The 17,553-nt window shown below is 62.8% G+C and carries 16 protein-coding genes; 7 read left to right on the top strand and 9 right to left on the bottom strand.

Annotated features, from left to right (window positions below):
• Positions 1–96: 96 nt before the first annotated feature.
• The 5 genes from sigM (at position 97) to CH262_RS18130 (ending at position 4,322) form a co-directional block, all read left to right on the top strand.
• A complete protein-coding gene (gene sigM / locus CH262_RS18150) occupies positions 97–678 on the top strand; it encodes an RNA polymerase sigma factor SigM (RefSeq protein ID WP_045841535.1) in 582 nt (193 codons plus the stop codon).
• 59 nt (positions 679–737) lie between these two features.
• Entirely contained in the window at positions 738–1,496 is a 759-nt protein-coding gene (locus CH262_RS18145) for a hypothetical protein (RefSeq protein ID WP_094718098.1), read from the top strand.
• 125 nt (positions 1,497–1,621) lie between these two features.
• On the top strand, positions 1,622–2,611 hold the full coding sequence (gene trxB, locus CH262_RS18140; protein WP_032371600.1) for a thioredoxin-disulfide reductase: 990 nt from the start codon (positions 1,622–1,624) through the stop codon (positions 2,609–2,611).
• Between the two features lie 46 nt (positions 2,612–2,657).
• Positions 2,658–2,990, top strand: coding sequence for a thioredoxin (trxA, locus tag CH262_RS18135; protein WP_008711582.1), 333 nt, complete (start codon positions 2,658–2,660; stop codon positions 2,988–2,990).
• A 138-nt stretch (positions 2,991–3,128) separates the two neighbouring features.
• Positions 3,129–4,322 carry an N-acetylmuramoyl-L-alanine amidase gene (locus CH262_RS18130; RefSeq protein WP_032371397.1) on the top strand — a complete coding sequence of 398 codons (1,194 nt, stop codon included), beginning with the start codon at positions 3,129–3,131 and terminating at the stop codon, positions 4,320–4,322.
• A gap of 38 nt (positions 4,323–4,360) precedes the next feature.
• Here CH262_RS18130 and CH262_RS18125 read toward each other — a convergent pair whose 3' ends face one another.
• The 9 genes from CH262_RS18125 to rpmH all read right to left on the bottom strand — a co-directional run bounded on the left by CH262_RS18125 (position 4,361) and on the right by rpmH (position 13,461).
• A complete protein-coding gene (locus CH262_RS18125; protein ID WP_094718097.1) occupies positions 4,361–5,041 on the bottom strand; it encodes a hypothetical protein in 681 nt (226 codons plus the stop codon).
• Positions 5,042–5,276: 235 nt separating this feature from the next.
• Positions 5,277–6,353, bottom strand: coding sequence for a ParB/RepB/Spo0J family partition protein (locus CH262_RS18120; RefSeq protein ID WP_032400882.1), 1,077 nt, complete (start codon positions 6,351–6,353; stop codon positions 5,277–5,279).
• 3 nt (positions 6,354–6,356) lie between these two features.
• On the bottom strand, positions 6,357–7,358 hold the full coding sequence (locus tag CH262_RS18115; protein WP_094718096.1) for a ParA family protein: 1,002 nt from the start codon (positions 7,356–7,358) through the stop codon (positions 6,357–6,359).
• Positions 7,359–7,434: 76 nt separating this feature from the next.
• Positions 7,435–8,112, bottom strand: a complete 678-nt coding sequence (gene rsmG, locus CH262_RS18110) for a 16S rRNA (guanine(527)-N(7))-methyltransferase RsmG (RefSeq protein ID WP_032371601.1) — start codon at positions 8,110–8,112, stop codon at positions 7,435–7,437.
• 2,654 nt (positions 8,113–10,766) lie between these two features.
• Positions 10,767–11,459, bottom strand: a complete 693-nt coding sequence (locus CH262_RS18105; RefSeq protein ID WP_094718095.1) for a Jag family protein — start codon at positions 11,457–11,459, stop codon at positions 10,767–10,769.
• Positions 11,460–11,484: 25 nt separating this feature from the next.
• Positions 11,485–12,576, bottom strand: a complete 1,092-nt coding sequence (gene yidC / locus CH262_RS18100) for a membrane protein insertase YidC (RefSeq protein ID WP_094718094.1) — start codon at positions 12,574–12,576, stop codon at positions 11,485–11,487.
• Between the two features lie 4 nt (positions 12,577–12,580).
• Positions 12,581–12,910 carry a membrane protein insertion efficiency factor YidD gene (yidD, locus tag CH262_RS18095; protein ID WP_027495003.1) on the bottom strand — a complete coding sequence of 110 codons (330 nt, stop codon included), beginning with the start codon at positions 12,908–12,910 and terminating at the stop codon, positions 12,581–12,583.
• Positions 12,907–13,287 carry a ribonuclease P protein component gene (gene rnpA / locus CH262_RS18090; protein WP_032367623.1) on the bottom strand — a complete coding sequence of 127 codons (381 nt, stop codon included), beginning with the start codon at positions 13,285–13,287 and terminating at the stop codon, positions 12,907–12,909. Before rnpA ends, yidD begins: the two co-directional genes overlap by 4 nt.
• Positions 13,288–13,317: 30 nt before the next feature.
• A complete protein-coding gene (gene rpmH / locus CH262_RS18085) occupies positions 13,318–13,461 on the bottom strand; it encodes a 50S ribosomal protein L34 (protein ID WP_026347786.1) in 144 nt (47 codons plus the stop codon).
• A 622-nt stretch (positions 13,462–14,083) separates the two neighbouring features.
• On the opposite strand from rpmH, the gene dnaA reads away from it, so the two are divergent.
• The gene (dnaA, locus tag CH262_RS18080) at positions 14,084–15,616 is read left to right on the top strand and encodes a chromosomal replication initiator protein DnaA (protein ID WP_027495001.1); all 1,533 of its coding nucleotides are present in this window, start codon (positions 14,084–14,086) and stop codon (positions 15,614–15,616) included.
• 670 nt (positions 15,617–16,286) lie between these two features.
• Positions 16,287–17,471 carry a DNA polymerase III subunit beta gene (gene dnaN / locus CH262_RS18070; RefSeq protein ID WP_027494999.1) on the top strand — a complete coding sequence of 395 codons (1,185 nt, stop codon included), beginning with the start codon at positions 16,287–16,289 and terminating at the stop codon, positions 17,469–17,471.
• Positions 17,472–17,553 lie beyond the last annotated feature (82 nt).

Raw genomic sequence — 17,553 nt, 5'->3', positions numbered from 1 at the left:
CGGCGAGACAGAGGCAAATCGCGTTCGTTTCGTACTTCGCGGTATCGATGGCCTAGGCTCCCCCCAATGCGTTAACACGGGGGGAGCCGTTTTCGTATGACCGAACGTATCGATTCGGCGCTGGGGGAGCGCACGGATGCGGAATTGTTGGCTGCTCATGCAGCCGGTGAGCCGACCGCATTCGCCACGTTGATCCATCGCCATCAGGAACACCTGTGGCTCACGGCACGCCGCACGAGCTACACACCCGAGGACGCATCCGACGCGTTGCAGGAGGCGTTGCTCTCCGCGCATCGAACGGCCGGGTCGTTTCGCGCGGACGCTGCAGTCCGCAGTTGGTTGCACAAGATCGTCGTCAACGCGTGCCTCGATCGCATTCGCCGAAACAAGGCACGTCCGTCGGTTCCGTTGAGCGAGAACGAGAGTCACGAACCGGTGTCGCCTCGGGACCGCATCTCCGAATCCGAGACCAGCATCCTCGTCCGACAGGCCCTGATGACGCTGCCGCCCGACCAACGAGCGGCGGTGGTCGTCGTGGACATGGAGGGCTACTCCGTGGCCGACGCCGCAGCGTTGCTGGGGGTTCCCACCGGTACCGTGAAGAGTCGATGCGCTCGCGGCAGACTCAAGTTGTCGACGCAGCTCGCATACCTCAAGGACGCAGGGAACCGAATCTAGACCCCTCGCGTCTAAACCGTGTGAGAGGGAAAGAAGACTCGGCGAAGGGAGGTAGGAACGTGTCGTCGAACACCGACGCTCTACCCGGTGCCCCGTTCTCACCCGAGTTGCTGGCCGATCTGCATGCAGATGCTCTACCCGAGGACGTCAGCAGTCGGCTGTGGCCGTTGGTGCGTGCCGACGCCGAGGCGATGCGCATACTGGTGACACTGGACACCGTCACCGCTCGGCTGCACGAGTTGGGCGAGGATCCGAACGGCACGATGCCCGTTCCCGCCGACGTCGCCCGGCAGATCGATCGCACCCTCGAGACCCTGGCCGACACAGAGTCGGCGGACCGTACCGCCGACGTCCTTCCGCTTCGCAGACCTCCACGTAGCGCGCGTACACGCCGACATGCCATCGTCGGAATTGCCGCTGCTGCAGCACTTCTCGCGGGTGGTTCGGTCACCTTCGCCGCCGTCCTGCACAGCCCGGGCACGTCGGATCCCGTCGTAGCCGAGCCGGGGACCACGCCACCCGACTCGTCCCTCGTTCTCGATTCCACCGATCTCGACTCGAACGTCGCGTTCACCATCATCGGTAAACGCGACCCCGGCAGCCTGTCGGATCCGGCAGACCTGGCCGCGTGTCTCGACGCCAACGGCGTGGACCCCGCCGCCGCCGTTCTCGGATCCAGTCAGGTTCGAATCGACGGCCGACAGGGAACTCTCCTCGTCCTCGCCGGGGCCGGGCCCGCGCAGTTCATCGCTCTGGCAGTGGGCAACGATTGCCGCGGCGGCAATCCCGACGTCCTAACGCGTCGCGATATCGGCTGACACATCTCTCACCGGGGAACAACTGCCTCTAGGGTGGTGTTGACCAGATGTACGTCGATAGGCAGTGCTCAGTGCACTTTCGCGTCGACGCCAAGAACACGCCGCACAAGATCGGAAGGTCTGCATTGAGTACCCCCAAGGTTCACGATCTCATCATCGTCGGCTCGGGACCGGCCGGATACACCGCCGGTGTCTACGCGGCCCGCGCAGAGCTGGAGCCCATCCTGTTCGAGGGAACCCAGTTCGGCGGTGCCTTGATGACGACGACCGAGGTCGAGAACTTCCCCGGTTTCCGCGAGGGCATCATGGGCCCCGATCTGATGGAACAGATGCGCGAACAGGCGCAACGTTTCGGTGCCGACATCCGCACCGAGGACGTCGAGGAGCTCGAGTTGACCGGGCCGATCAAGACTGTCTCGGCGGGCGGCGAGACCTACCGAGCTCGCGCGATCATTCTCGCGATGGGTGCAGCCGCTCGGTACCTCTCCATTCCCGGTGAGGAGAAGCTCCTCGGACGCGGCGTCAGCGCATGCGCCACCTGCGACGGGTTCTTCTTCCGCGACCAGGATATCGCCGTCATCGGCGGCGGCGACTCGGCAATGGAGGAGGCAACCTTCCTCACGCGCTTCGCCCGCAGCGTGACGATCGTGCACCGCCGCAGCGAGTTCCGCGCGTCGCGCATCATGCTCGAGCGCGCCAAGAAGAACGAGAAGATTCGTTTCCTCACCGACACCAAGGTTCTCGAAGTGCTCGGCGACACCAGCGTCACCGGCCTGTCTCTGGAACATGCAGTCACCGGCGAGAAGACGACTCTGGACGTCACCGGGATGTTCGTGGCGATCGGCCATGATCCTCGCAGCGAACTGGTCAAGGGCCAGGTCGAACTCGACGATGCCGGATACGTCAAGATCGCATCGCCCACGTCGGCCACCTCGGTCGAAGGGGTGTTCGCTGCCGGCGACCTCGTCGATCACGTGTACCAGCAGGCCATCACCGCTGCGGGTACCGGCTGCACCGCATCCATCGACGCCGAGCGTTGGCTGGCCGAGCAGGGCGACATCACCACCAACACACTCGAGCACGCCGATCAGCCGGTCGACGCTGTCAACGCCTGACCGGTAGACCCACCACCTGTTGCAGACCCACACCGAGGAGATTCACATGTCCGACGACAAGAGCACAGTCACCATCACCGACGCGTCGTTCGTCGACGACGTTCTGACCAGCGAGAAGCCCGTTCTGGTCGACTTCTGGGCCACCTGGTGCGGCCCGTGCAAGATGGTTGCTCCCGTGCTCGAGGAGATCGCTGCCGAACACAAGGACAAGCTGACCATCGCCAAGCTCGACATCGACGCCAACCCGCAGGCGGCTCGGGACTTCAAGGTCATGTCCATCCCGACGCTGATCCTGTTCCAGGGTGGCAAGCCGGTCAAGCAGATCGTCGGCGCAAAGGGCAAGGCCGCGCTGCTCAAGGACCTCGAAGGCGTTATCTGACTCACCCACGCTTGGTGTGGATTGCCGCAGAAGCCTGTCTTTCTGCGACAATCATCTGATGTGCCGATGCTTGCGTCGGCACATCAGCGCATCGAATTGCGTGTAGACCGTCAGGACGATCGAGAGGGTTTTTCCAGGATGCAGGAGCTCAGTCACGGCGATTCCGGACCCGCCGTCGCCGAGGTCCGCGGCACTCTCTCGGCACTCGGTTTCCTCCACGAGGCCGTGGTTCCGCCCGGCCCGATGGACGACGGCCACTGGACGGCCCCGGGATCGGTGTTCGACCGGGCCCTCGACGGTGCCGTGCGCGCGTTCCAGCAGCATCGCGGCTTACTGGTCGACGGTGTCGTCGGACCGGCCACGTACCGCGCCCTCAAAGAAGCGTCCTACCACCTCGGTGCCCGCACGCTGATCTACCAGCTGTCCGCTCCGCTGTACGGCGACGACGTCGCTACCCTGCAGACACGCCTGCAGGACCTCGGTTTCTACAACGAGCGCGTCGACGGCTTCTTCGGTCCGAAGACGCACGAGGGCCTGTCGTCTTTTCAACGCGAGATCGGTCTGGCACCCGACGGTATCTGTGGTCCGGCGACACTGCGTTCGCTCGACCTCCTCGGAACCCGCGTCACCGGTGGATCGCCCCACGCGATGAGCGAAGAAGAACTCGTACGCAAATCCGGCCCACAGTTGACGGGTAAGCGAATCGTCATCGACCCCGATCTCGGTGGTGCCGACACCGGCCGCATCGTCGACGGCACATTCGGACGCGTCTCCGAATCGGAAATTCTGTGGGATCTGGCCAGTCGTCTCGAAGGCCGAATGGCGGCGACCGGAATGGAAACGTTCCTCTCTCGTGCACGGGGCACCAACCCGTCGGTGGCCGACCGCGCCGAGACCGCCAACGCCTGGGGCGCAGATCTGATGATCTCGCTGCGCTGCGCATCGAGCACCAGTCCTGTGGCCAATGGAGTGGCCAGCTTCCACTTCGGTAACTCGCACGGATCCACCTCGATGATCGGCCAGGTCCTCACCAGCTACGTGCAACGCGAAATCGTCGCTCGCACACCACTTCTCGATTGCCGCAGTCACGGCCGCACGTGGGATCTGTTGCGGCTCACCAACATGCCGACCATCCAGATAGACCTCGGCTACCTCACCAACGAATCCGACGTCGAAGTACTGAGCGATCCGCGATTCCGCGACATCATTGCCGAAGCAATCCTGATCGCCGTCAAGCGGTTGTACCTCCTGGGTCAGGACGACCAACCGACCGGCACGTTCACGTTCGCTGAACTACTGGCCGAGGAACTCGCCGCCGCCGACCGTCCCTGATCGACGGCGCCCCCGCGCCACCGGTCGGAGCCCGTCGTTCAGCGAGCTCCGACCGTCGACTTCTGTTCGATGTCGACCACCGAGATACTCGCCGCCACCAGCAATTGCTCGAGCGCCGATTCGACGTCCTGCTTCCACCCGTGATTGCGATCCAATTCGAGGCGGAGTCTCGGGAACCTGTGATGCGGCGCCACCACCTCGAAGCCGACCTTCTCCAGAAAGTCGGCGTCGATCATGCATGTCGCAGCCGAGCACGTCGCATGTGCCGTCGCGTTGGGAATTGCCGGTGACGCGTCGTCCGCATTGTGGCGAATGCCGAAGGCCTCCAAGGCACGAACACCACGATTGACGAGATCGCCGACCACGGCCTGAATCAGTGTTGCCGAGTGCAGATCCGCATCGGCCGGGGAATCGATACGAAGCTGGGTCAGTAGGACCGCGTCGGGACTGACGGGCGAAGTAGGGAAGGTCGACGCCCGAGGAACTGCGCGGGGCGGGCAATACAGCGCACACCCGATCGTGTTGCCGTCCACGGACAACAGCTGTCCGCACGATCCCCACTCGAGCATGATCGTCGACAACCACACCTCGTTCTCGAATTCGAGGTCCACTGCCGCGCCGTCGGACGTGGGATCGAGGACCCAGAAGCTACACCGCCGAGAATGTGCCGGCAGATGTTCGAACGAGCCGAGGGTCACTCCGGTCACCATCGCCGACACCGCGTACCTCAGCCTCCGTGCAGTCGTTCCACCGCTCGATTCTCGGTGGGGAGCCGATTCTCTCCTCGACCAGGATAGGCGACGGGGTCGCGCTACCTGGTGATCGGGGAAGATCCTCGAAACCTAGTGCATCACAATAGTTTTCGATCCAACTTGCCGTTTTCGGGATCACTCGTCGTCGATATACGTCACAGTGACGTTACGCCCTGGTATGACCGGTCCTGAAAAAACGCGGCTACTTTTTCTTCTGAGCTTCCATCATCTCGACGATTCTCTGAAGGTCGTCGACCGACCCGAATTCGACGACGATCTTGCCCTTTCGCTTACCCAGACTCACTGTCACCCTCGTATCGAACGAATCCGAGAGGCGATCGGCCACATCCTGAAGGCCCGGCATCTGGATCGGCTTGCGCTTCGCCGCCGGTTCGGGGGACTTACCGTCCTCGCGATTGGCGAGAGTGACGGCTTCTTCCGTCGCTCGGACCGAGAGCCCCTCGGCCACGATGCGCGCAGCCAACGATTCCTGTGCATCCGATCCCGCGTCCAACGACAGCAGTGCGCGTGCATGTCCCGCAGACAGAACACCGGCTGCGACACGTCTCTGTACCGGAATCGGCAGCTTCAGCAGACGGATCATGTTGGTCACGACGGGGCGTGAGCGACCGATCTTTGCCGCGAGCTCCTCGTGCGTGACATCGAATTCCTCGAGCAGCTGCTGATATGCGGCCGCCTCTTCGAGAGGATTGAGCTGTACGCGATGGATGTTTTCGAGCAGTGCGTCGCGCAGCATTGCGTCGTCTGCGGTTTCCCGGACAATCGCGGGGATCTTCTCCAGGCCCGCTTCCTGGCTCGCGCGCCACCGCCGCTCGCCCATGACGAGTTGATACTTGGCATCTCCTGCAGCTGCAGAACCGGATACGAGACGCACCACGATCGGCTGCATGAGGCCGAATTCGCGAATCGAGTGCACCAGTTCGGCAAGGGATTCGTCGTCGAAGACGTGCCTCGGCTGCTTGGGATTGGCCTCGATTCTCTCCGGCGAGATCTCCCGATACACGGCACCGACAGGGGAGAGGTCGTCCCCGTTCAGCACCGGCGGCGTCGGAGTAGGTGCCGTTGCGGTCTCTGTGGTGTCGTCGGACGCCGCTGCCCGCTTGGGCTTCGTCGACGTGTCCGGCTTGTCCTTGGCGTTGCGGTCGGCACCGATGATCACGTCGGCTGCTGCATTACCGAGGCGCGGTCCGGCATCGGGGCCCGTGGGGATGAGCGACGCTAGTCCGCGCCCCAGACCGCCCTTACGTGCTTGACTCATGTCCTACTTCTTTCGTGCGTCGATGCCGGCCGAGCGAGCAGCGAGCTCTCGTCCGGCGTCCAAGTAACTCATTGCTCCACGCGAACCCGGGTCGTAATCCAACACCGTCATGCCATACCCCGGTGCCTCGGAGACCTTCACACTGCGCGGAATCACCGCACGCAGCACGGCATCACCGAAGTGCTTGCGCACTTCCTCGGCGACCTGATCGGCCAGTTTGGTGCGGCCGTCGTACATCGTGAGGATGACGGTCGAGACGTGCAATTCAGGATTGAGATGGGACTGAACCAGCTCGATGTTTCGAAGCAGCTGCCCCACACCCTCCAGTGCGTAGTACTCGCATTGAATGGGAATCAGCACCTCGGTGGCCGCCACAAGCGCATTGACAGTCAACAGACCGAGTGACGGTGGGCAGTCGATGAGGATGAAATCGGCGTCGAGTCCGGCCAACTCCTCGACCGACAACGCCGTCTTGAGGCGTCCTTCCCGGGCCACCATCGAGACCAATTCGATCTCCGCGCCCGCGAGGTCGATCGTTGCCGGGATGCAGAACAACCGCTCACTGTGCGGACTCTGCTGGATCGCGTCTTTGGCCTTCACTTCGCCGATGAGCACCTCGTAGCTCGACGGCACACCGGAATGATGTTCGACGCCCAGTGCGGTGCTGGCGTTGCCCTGAGGGTCCAGATCCACCACCAAGACCGTCAGGCCCTGGAGCGCGAGTGCGGCTGCGAGGTTGACCGCCGTCGTGGTCTTGCCGACGCCGCCCTTCTGATTCGCAATCGTCAGCATGCGGCGCCTCGCCGGCTTGGGCAGCGTCACCGATCCCGGGTGAAGGACCTGACTGGCCCGGTGCGCGGCGGCCCCGATCGGGGTGTCGTCGGTCGAAATCGAGTTGGTGTACTCGAAGCCACTCGTCACCCCCGCCTTGTTGGCGGCTGCGTTCGACGACTTCTTCTTGGACTCTGTTTCACGTGAAACAGCGGGATCCGACCCACCCGACATATGTGCTCCTTAGTGCGGAACTGAATGTGTTCTACGTTCGATACAAACGGCGCGGGGCGATTCCCGCAATCGATCATCAGTGGCGACTGAGCCGCCGCGGCTCACGGACTGCCCTGACAACGATGGTGGGTGTCGGGAGAAGACCGACACCGCACTCCACGACCTCCAGCTTGCCAGCACCCATACGGGTGAGGGAAGTCCTGTCGCGTTCGATCTCCTCACTCGCGCTGGAACCCTTCAGCGCGAGCATCCGGCCGCGTTCGTGAACGAGGGGGAGAGACCATTTGGCGAGCTTCTCCAGCGGGGCCACAGCCCTCGACGTGACGACATCCGCGCCGCCGGCTTCCTTCTTCACGCCGGGCTGCTCGGCCCGCCCACGTACGACCAACACGTTCAGATCGTGCTCGTCGATGAACTCGGCCAGATAGACGGTTCTCCGCAGAAGAGGCTCGACGAGCGTCACCCGAAGATCCGGTCGAGCGATGGCAAGAGGGATACCGGGCAGACCGGCACCGCTGCCGATGTCGACCACAGTCTCGCCCTCGTCGATGAGTTCGCCGATCGCGGCGCAATTGAGAATATGCCGCTCCCAGAGTCGCGGAACTTCGCGTGGACCGATCAGCCCCCGTTCGACTCCGGCGGTAGCCAAGGACTCGTGATATCTCCGAGCGAGATCCAGTCGATCTCCGAACATCTGCTCGGCGACGGCCATCAACTCGGTGCTATCCGACGCTTCTTGTTCCACGTGAAACATCATCCCGTGCTCGGGCACGGATCGCCAAACGACACCTCTGTAAGTCAACGAGATTGCGAGGTTCCGGGAGTTGGAGTCCCGATTCGCTGGGTGGAGCACACCAGGACCGCCGTCCGCGCACCCGCTCCCGATTCGATGGTTCATCTTTCCCGACACGTCTCCGTTGCCGAGTACGCCGGTGTTTCACGTGAAACCGCGCCGCGGTCCGACGGCTGGGGAATCGTCGATTGCGTGCGTAGGACCGACCAACCCGATGTCCTCAGCGCACTCCAATGAACTTGTGCACCGATCCACATCGAGTGGGACTTCCAGCTCCGCCGATGGTTAACGAGATGCCCGTACGACCAGACCCATCCGGTACGAGAGCCCTTCCTGTCTCCCATCCGATGGGGGAGCGTCAGGCCGGGGACTAGAAGTGGATCGCTGCCCCGTACCCACCGCCGTCATGTGGTCCTCGGGCGGGCCGCCTACGACCGTTGCTATATGGACACTCGGCGAGCCCGCCAAGGGAAAGCACCCAATCGGCACATTGACCCGACCAGCCGACACGGGTCCCACACAATCCGCCTATGCGATGAGCACACCCGAGGACGGCGTTGGGGACCGCGTTCACTGAAGTGCATCCGCCATCCCGCCCAGGATCGGAGGAACCACTTCGTCGAGACGAGTCGTTCTCTAATGGCCGTCTCCGTGCTGTCGGGCACCTTTCGCTGTTTCACGTGAAACAGGACAGGTCACTCGGGTCGAACAGCATCGGCAGATTCGTCGCGCGAATGACACCGCAATCGATCATGCCTCGACCGAGCCTGCTACACGCCGCCCTCACTCTCGACCACAGCCTCGCCCCACAGCACCAAGCTCGAAGCCGACTCCGCACCCCCTCGTTCGGACCGGCTGTTGCGAGCACCCGCCGTGGGGTCGTCCGCGATTGGCGCACCCACGCTTTCGGATACAACCGGACAGCTTCGGGCATCGTTTGTCATGTCGCGAAATGTCGCGCGGCTCGGACTGCTCCTCGCGCCCGGCTACCGCCGGCTGTCGCGAGCGCCGGTCGACCGGTCGCAAGATCGAAGCCCGGTTCGGACTGCTCCTCAAGCCGGGCCCGCCGAATGTCGTGAGCATCGGCCGGAGCGTATTCAAAACCGTCGGACGCTTCGATGGCAGGATCATGCCCTCGAACGTGTTTCACGTGAAACACGATCCGACTCTCTGCGGGTTAGGATGCCGTCCACGTCGCCGTAGTCTCGACGACCGTCAGTCGGACTGGGCGCCAAGTTCTACAACGGGTCCTGCTGACGATCCGTCTGGAGGCCAGATTCGTAGGCGACCCTCGGATCCCTCCGATCGGTTGGACACTTCACCCGCAGACGCAATTCGAAGACGACGACTGCACGGGCGATCGAGAGCGGCGACGTCGATCCCTCCAAGAGCAAATGGGATCGGACGCATAGAGCCAGCCGGCATCAGTCCAATCGAACCCGGTCTCGATAAGTGACAGCCAGCCAGAAACCCGACTGTTTCACGTGAAACACACACACGTGTCCGCACCCCTCGCAAGTCATCCGGGGGGAGGTGGATTTCCCTACGCGACCGTCGTGTTTATGACGCGATGCCGGGGCGCACCCACGATGAGTGATCCTGCGTTCGCAGACATTCGAGATCCGATGCTGGCGCACCGAGTTCAGCTGAGCGTGAAGCGACCGACGGTGACTACGCACTGCCGGCCACCACACGTCACGCAATGGTGAACCAACCATGCTCATTCGACCCAAGCTGCGTCGTGACCGTCCCCGGATACTCCGCCGTTGCATTCCAGAACGAGGTCATCATGGCCCACACTGAAGCTGCTACGCCTCATGCCTCGAAGTGTTCGCGCGGCAAGCACAGCACAGAGACAACCCACCGTCCGTCGATCGGCTCACGTCTTCGTCCGAAACCGGCTCGGCAAGTGAGGACCAACCTCCTCCCGGCTCGACAGCAGAGTTGGGGGCCACGAACTAGCCCGGTGTGCGAGGCCGCTACCCCGAGGCCCGCCTGCCATGTCGTCGCGCAATGGGCCACGGTGACGACGTGCCCGCTGCTGCCGCGTGTCGAGGCAAGCGAACCAAGGGTCGGATAGTGCGCTGTACCACCGCGGCTGGTTCTTTCCTCGGACTTGGAACTGAGCAACCACGTGCGTTGATGCCGAAAGAACTATGCAGGCGCTTCCGAGCGCTTGCACGATGGGTGGTCGCGGCTACTCGCAACCGGCTGGGGTCCAAGAGTTGGTTGACACCCGCGATTTCGCCGCACTGCGAAGCAATCCTCGATCATCGGCTGCCGACCAAACGGGGCCGGGATCCGGTCGCGTGATCGGCGTGCGTATGACCGCTGGAAGGGGAGCCGCCTCGATCTCTCGATCCACATCTGCCTCAGCGTTCGTTTCACGTGAAACATCGTTCATCACGTGGAATCACGGACAGAGCCGCCCTGCAACCACCCGTCACAGTGACGAAAGCGTCCGATACCGCTGGGCCCACTATTTTTCGCTCTCGGAGCCCATCCGACCGCTAACACCCAAGGCAAATTACATCCATGCAATTCAAGCCCGAGCTTTCGACACCAACGACGATGGCCCCCACCGAAGTGGGGGCCATCGCTTATCGACAGTGTCGTTATGCCTTGACGACGACTACCCGTCGAGCGGGTTCGACGCCGGTGCTCTCGCTTGCGACACCGTCTATCTTGGCGACTGCGTCGTGCACGATCTTGCGCTCGAACGGAGTCATCGGAGTCAGTTCTTCACGCTCTCCGGATTCGAGTACTCGACGTGCTGCTTCGGCACCCAGGTTCCCGAGCTCGGTGCGTCGCTTGGCGCGCCACCCGGCAACGTCGAGCATCAGCTTGCTGCGCTCGCCCGTCGACTGCTGCACAGCCAGACGGGTCAGTTCCTGCAGAGCGTCGAGTACCTCGCCCTTGCGACCGACGAGCTTGGCGAGATCGTCTCCGCCGTCGATGCTGACGATCGCGCGATCACCCTCTACGTCGAGGTCGATGTCTCCGTCGAAGTCGAGCACGTCCAGAAGCTGTTCGAGGTAGTCGCCGGCGATTTCGCCTTCCTCGACCAAGTAGTCCTCGTCGTCTTCGTCGTCCTCATCCGAATCGTCGTCATTCGAGTCCGCAACGTCATCGACACTCGTGGGAACCGACGGCGTCTTCTGTACGGCGTCGCCGACGGTTGCGTCGTCGTCGGACTCCGTCTCGACGGCACTCACCTGATCGGTCTCGACCATCACGTCACCCACTCCATCCCCAGCTGCTGCGTTCCGTACTTCGTCGTTCTGTGCTTCTTCGGCGTGCGCTGCCATGTTCGTCCTTCTCTCGACGTGTCGGTCAGCGCCGCTTGCGCTTGGTCGACTTGTTCCTGTTCGCCTGCGGTCGCGGTTTGCTCGGCGTGGCAGACCCTGACGAGGACTCCGTCCCGGCGGTTCCGGCATCGGTCGAGGACTCTTCACCTGTCGGTGCCATCTTCGAGAGCTTCGGCCGAGCACCGGGCTTGGGCTTGGTGGTCGAGACCGGCTTCACTCCTGGCTTGGGCGCATTCTCCGAGCGCTTCTCGACGGCGGCCGCTACCTTGGCGGCCTCTTCCTTGTCGATCTTGCCGAACACGAGGTGCTGCTGCGCGTAGGTCCAGGTGTTGTTGCTGACCCAGTACAGCAGGATGGCGATCGGAAGCAATGCGCCGAAGACGAGGACGCCGAGCGGGAACACGTAGAGGGCCAGCTTGTTCATGATCGCGGACTGCGGGTTTGCTGCCGCGGCAGCGCTCTGACGTGCGACCGACGCACGTGAGTTCAGGTGCGTCATGATCGCCGCGATGATCATCAGTGGGATGGATACGGCCGCAATGACCCATGTGGACGGAATGGTTGCTCCCGGACCCACAGCGAAGGCGTTGAGCTGATCCTGCGGCATCGTGATCCACGCCGAGATCGGTGCACCGAACAGACGAGCATCGAGGAACGACTGCACATCGGACACGTTGAACGCGTAGTTCGACAGCTCACGATTCTCTTCGGGCGTCAGCCCGAGCTGACCGAAACCGGTGCCGGTGCGGTTGAACGAGCGAAGCACGTGGAACAGGCCGATGAAGACGGGTGCCTGTGCCAACACGGGGAGGCAACCCATCAGCGGGTTGAAGCCGTGTTCCTTCTGCAGCTTCTGCATCTCGACGGCCATTTTTTGCTTGTCTTTGCCGTACTTCTTCTGCAGCGCCTTGATCTGCGGCTGCAGCTCCTGCATCTGCCGCGTGGTGCGTACCTGCTTGACGAAGGGCTTGTACAGGATCAGCCGGAGGGTGAAGACGAGGAAGACGACGGACAATGCCCAGGCGAAGCCATTGCTGGGATCCTGGAACACAAAGCCGAACACCTTGTGCCACACCCAGAGAATCCAGGCAACCGGGTAGTAAATGAAGTCGAGCACGGCTCTATGTACTCCTCTGTTCTTCCACTCGCAGGAGATCGTGGTGTTCTTCGGTTTCGGTCAGCTCGGTGACGGTTGCGCGCCACCTACCGGGTTCGGGCACCGGGTCCCAGCCTCCAGAGTGCCAGGGAGCACATTTGAGGAGGCGGACGACTGCCAGGAGCGAGCCCTTCGGCATCCCGTGCACCTGGAGCGCCTCGATGGCGTATTCACTGCAGGTAGGGGAGAAGCGACAGGTAGGGGGCCGCATCGGGGACACATAGGTCCGGTACAACACGATGCAATAGACGAGAGTTCGAGCAGGAATGGAACGAAGGTTGCCCATGAATGTCATGACGGCGGACCCTTCGGAGCTTCGAGTAGACCGAGCTTCTTTAAACCTGAACGCAGTTGAACGTGTAGATCTGCCGAGGATGCATGCGCAGCACCCGGAAGTGCTCGAATGACCACGTCGGTGTTCACCGCGAGCCCGTCGATCACCTCGGCACAGATATGCCGAAGCCGGCGCGCAACTCGATGACGAGTTACGGCCGGCCCGACTGCCTTGCTGACGATCAATCCGAAACGTGGCCCATGAACGGTGGATGCGATGTCCTGCTCGTGACGCGCAACTGCGTGTACGACCAGGTCCGATCTACCCATTCGGCGTCCTCGACGCATCACCACGGTGAAGTCACGTGCGCGATGCAGCCGATTCGGCTCAGGAAGCATCCCGAGCTCCAAGCTTCGGACGAACGGTTATCAGGCTGTGAGTTCTTTGCGGCCCTTGCCGCGACGTGCGGAAACGATTGCACGACCCGCACGGGTACGCATACGAAGACGGAAGCCATGAACGCGCGCGCGGCGGCGATTGTTCGGCTGGAACGTCCGCTTGCCCTTGGCCACGGTCAACACTCCTCGAGATTCGAAGACGCCGATATGTCGGCGCCTGCTGTAAAGGTTCTCAGCGAGTTCGGATGAACTCGCTAGCCTCCCGAGCGAGAAATCCGAGTGAAGACAGACTGTGAGCAGCCAGCAAGCATCGGCCACCTCGCTATTGGGTGACTGTTCGAGAGTACTGATCGAGTCACCGGTGGTCAAACTCGCTCGACATCGACCGATCCGTCGATTCATACACAGGCCACGGACGACGAGACCTCGGACGGGCCGAACAGTCGACAATATCTGTCGTTCCGCGGCGCCGCGCAACTGGTCGTTGCTGCGATCGAACGACTGACAACGGCTATCGCCGCAGGTCAGACTGTCGTATACGTACTACCACGCCACTCGGTGACGGTTGGGCTCACATCGGTGTCGTTTATCCACACCTGTGGATAATTGTGTGGAAACACAGTTCAGGTGGCATATTCGTACCTTGCGGGGTCCACCGAAGGACCCTTGTCTCGGCCGCGGAGGCGCACGATCGACGACGCTATCCGACGACGCGGTTGCGCGGGTTCGAAACGCCGCACCGAATCGGTTGTCGGAGTCCGGCGAGACCTACAAGCTCGACGACGGAGGGATCGACGTGAACGACGATCCGGATGCGCTTGCGCGCATCTGGCCCGAGGTAGTCGCGGAGCTGACGTCCGACCGACACAGTGGGTCGCCGCTGACCAAGGGCCAGAAGGCCTGGCTCGCGCTGGTCAAACCGCTCACGTTGACTCAGGGCTTCGCTCTGCTCGCCGTCCCGTCGACCTTCGCTCAGGAAGCGATCGAACGTGACCTGCGCGAACCCATCCTGGGAGCCCTGGGGCGCCATCTGGGACAGGGTGTCGAAGGTCTCGGCGTTCGGATCTCCGCCCCCGAGGACGAGAAGCTCGAAACCGAGCGCTCGACGTATCCCGATGCCGTCAGTTCCCCGACGTACCGGCGCCGCGTCCTGACCAGCAGAGACGACGAGCCGTCGGACTCCGAGACCGCCGATTACGAGGAAGTGGACGACGAGCGGGAAGCCCTCGCCAGTGTCCAGAACTCGTGGCCGACGTACTTCACCAAACCACCGGAGTCGACGCCACCGTCGTCGGGTGCCAACAGCCTCAACTCGAAGTACACCTTCGACACGTTCGTGATCGGCGCCTCCAACCGGTTCGCGCACGCCGCCGCGGTCGCCATCGCCGAAGCACCCGCCCGGGCGTACAACCCGTTGTTCGTGTGGGGGGCATCGGGCCTGGGCAAGACGCACCTGCTGCACGCGGCCGGTCACTACGCGCAGCGCCTGTTCCCGGGCATGCGCGTCAAGTACGTCTCCACCGAAGAATTCACCAACGACTTCATCAACAGTCTCCGTGACGACCGCAAGGTGGCGTTCAAGCGCCGCTACCGGGAGACCGACGTGCTGCTGGTCGACGACATTCAGTTCATCGAGGGCAAGGAAGGTATCCAGGAAGAGTTCTTCCACACCTTCAACACGCTGCACAACGCCAACAAGCAGATCGTCGTCTCGTCCGACCGACCACCCAAACAGTTGGCGACCCTCGAGGAGCGGCTGCGTACCCGCTTCGAGTGGGGCCTGATCACCGACGTCCAGCCACCGGAGCTCGAGACGCGAATCGCCATCCTGAGCAAGAAGGCTCGGATGGACCGACTCGACGTGCCGCACGACGTCCTGGAGCTGATCGCCAGCCGCATCGAGCGCAACATCCGCGAGCTCGAAGGCGCCCTCATTCGCGTGACGGCATTCGCCTCGTTGAACGGACAGGCCCTCGACCTCACCCTCGCCGAGGTCGTCCTACGTGACTTGATTCCCGATTCGTCCAGCTTGGAGATCAACGCGGCCACGATCATGGCCGTCACCGCGGAATACTTCGACACCTCCATCGAGGACCTGTGCGGGCCGGGTAAGGCCCGGGCATTGGCCATGGCCAGGCAGATAGCGATGTACCTCTGCAGAGAGCTCACCGACCTGTCACTACCGAAGATCGGTCAGACGTTCGGCCGAGATCACACGACGGTGATGTACGCGGACAAGAAGATTCGCAAGGAAATGACCGAGCGTCGCAAGGTCTACGACCAGGTCCAGGAGTTGACGGCGCGTATCAAGCAGCGCTCGAAGCGATAGCTCCACAGTCCTTCGGCAACGACGGCGACGGCGCCGATTCCCATCGCGGGGGTCGGTGCCGTCGCCGTTTTCGTCGGTGATCGGTGCCGCCTCGGTTCGACTCGGGCGTCGATCGAACACGATCTCCAGTCGATTCCGGATCGAATCTGGGTCGATTCCGCGCCGAATCCGGGCCGATTCTGGGCCGAATCGGATGACATTTCGGAGCCGACGACCATTGATTCACACCTGTGGATAACCATGTGGACAACCGTCGACTTCTGGGGATGGAATGTGGGCGCCTGTGCACCGATGCGATTGGTCCACAGGCAGCCGTCCGTCAACCGCAGATTGGTCCCGAGTTCATCCCCACGACACCACGCCTAGCCACCAGCATCGCGAGGGCTCCATGCACAGATTGCACAGGACCTATTAATACTTCTGTTTTCTCCTTGAAAGAACTTCTTTGAAAACAGGTGTTGGGGAACGATCCGTTCACAGCCCCCTTCCGACGACCGCATCGGTGCCCTTCGCGGCCTCGCCCGAGCTTTCAACTTCGTCTCGAAGGGCATACGGTGTGCTTGCGCTGGATGTGCCAGACTCGTCGTTGCATCGGTTGGAGCCGCGACGATCGTGGTCGCACCGCTCGACTGTGCACACGAATGCCCCGAACGAGAGGAAATGCCGAGCGATGGAGCTTGGAAGTTTGAAGTTTCGCGTTGCTCGTGAAGATTTTTCCGATTCCGTGGCGTGGGTGGCCCGCAGCCTGCCGTCCCGGCCGCCCGTTCCCGTTCTCGGTGGCGTTCTGCTCGCCGCCGACGAACAGGGTCTGACGGTTTCGGGCTTCGATTACGAGGTCTCCGCCCAGGTGAAAGTTTCGGCCGAAGTGGCCACCGCAGGACGAGTTCTGGTGTCGGGCAAGCTACTTGCCGATATCACCAAGTCGTTGCCGAACAAGCCCGTCGACGTCACCGTCGACGGGACCCGCGTTCTCGTCAACTGCGGAAGCGCAAAATTCTCGCTGCCGACGATGCCGGTCGAGGACTATCCTCAGCTACCAGAGTTGCCCAGCAACACCGGTTCGCTGGCCGGTGATGTCTTCTCCGAGGCAATTGCCCAGGTCGCCATTGCGGCGGGCAAGGACGACACGCTTCCCATGCTGACCGGTATCCGTGTCGAGATCGACGGCACCAACGTCGTGCTGGCTGCGACCGACCGATTCCGGTTGGCGGTTCGTGAGGTCGACTGGACTCCCGCCGGTGCCGACACCACCACCGCAGTGCTGATTCCGGCGAAGACCCTGTCCGAGTCGGCCAAGACTCTCGGCGGCAACGCGGGTTCGCCCGTCGAGCTCGCTCTCGGTTCGGGTTCCTCCATCGGGAGCGACGGTTTGCTCGGAATCGTCAGTGACGGGCGCCGCACGACCACTCGACTGCTCGACGCGGAATTCCCGAAGTTCCGTCAGTTGCTCCCGGCGGAGCACACCGCCGTCGCAACACTCGAGATCGCGCCGCTGGTCGAGGCCATCAAGCGCGTGGCACTCGTCGCCGAACGCGGTGCGCAGGTGCGTCTGGAATTCAACGCCGAAGGTGTGCTGCTCTCGGCAGGCGGCGACGATGCCGGCCGCGCCGAGGAAGCTCTGCCGGCCGACTTCCAGGGTGAGGCGCTCACCATCGCGTTCAACCCGGGGTACCTCATCGACGGCCTGTCCTCCTTGCACAGCGAGAAGGTCACGTTCGGTTTCACCACCCCGAGTCGGCCTGCAGTGCTGCGTCCGACGTCGGACGAGGAGCTGGTGCCCGACGATTCCGGCAAGTTCGCGGCGCCTCAGTCCCAATACACCTATCTGTTGATGCCGGTCAGGCTGCCGGGCTGATCCTGCCTGGTTACTGTTGACGCTGCGGGATCGTACGAGTCGTTCCGCCGACTCCACTCCCGCTCGACCGGATTTACACCTG

The organism is Rhodococcus sp. 05-2255-1e, assembly GCF_002259025.1.
GTDB lineage: Bacteria > Actinomycetota > Actinomycetes > Mycobacteriales > Mycobacteriaceae > Rhodococcoides > Rhodococcoides fascians.
This window is presented reverse-complemented; position numbering and strand designations above follow the sequence as displayed.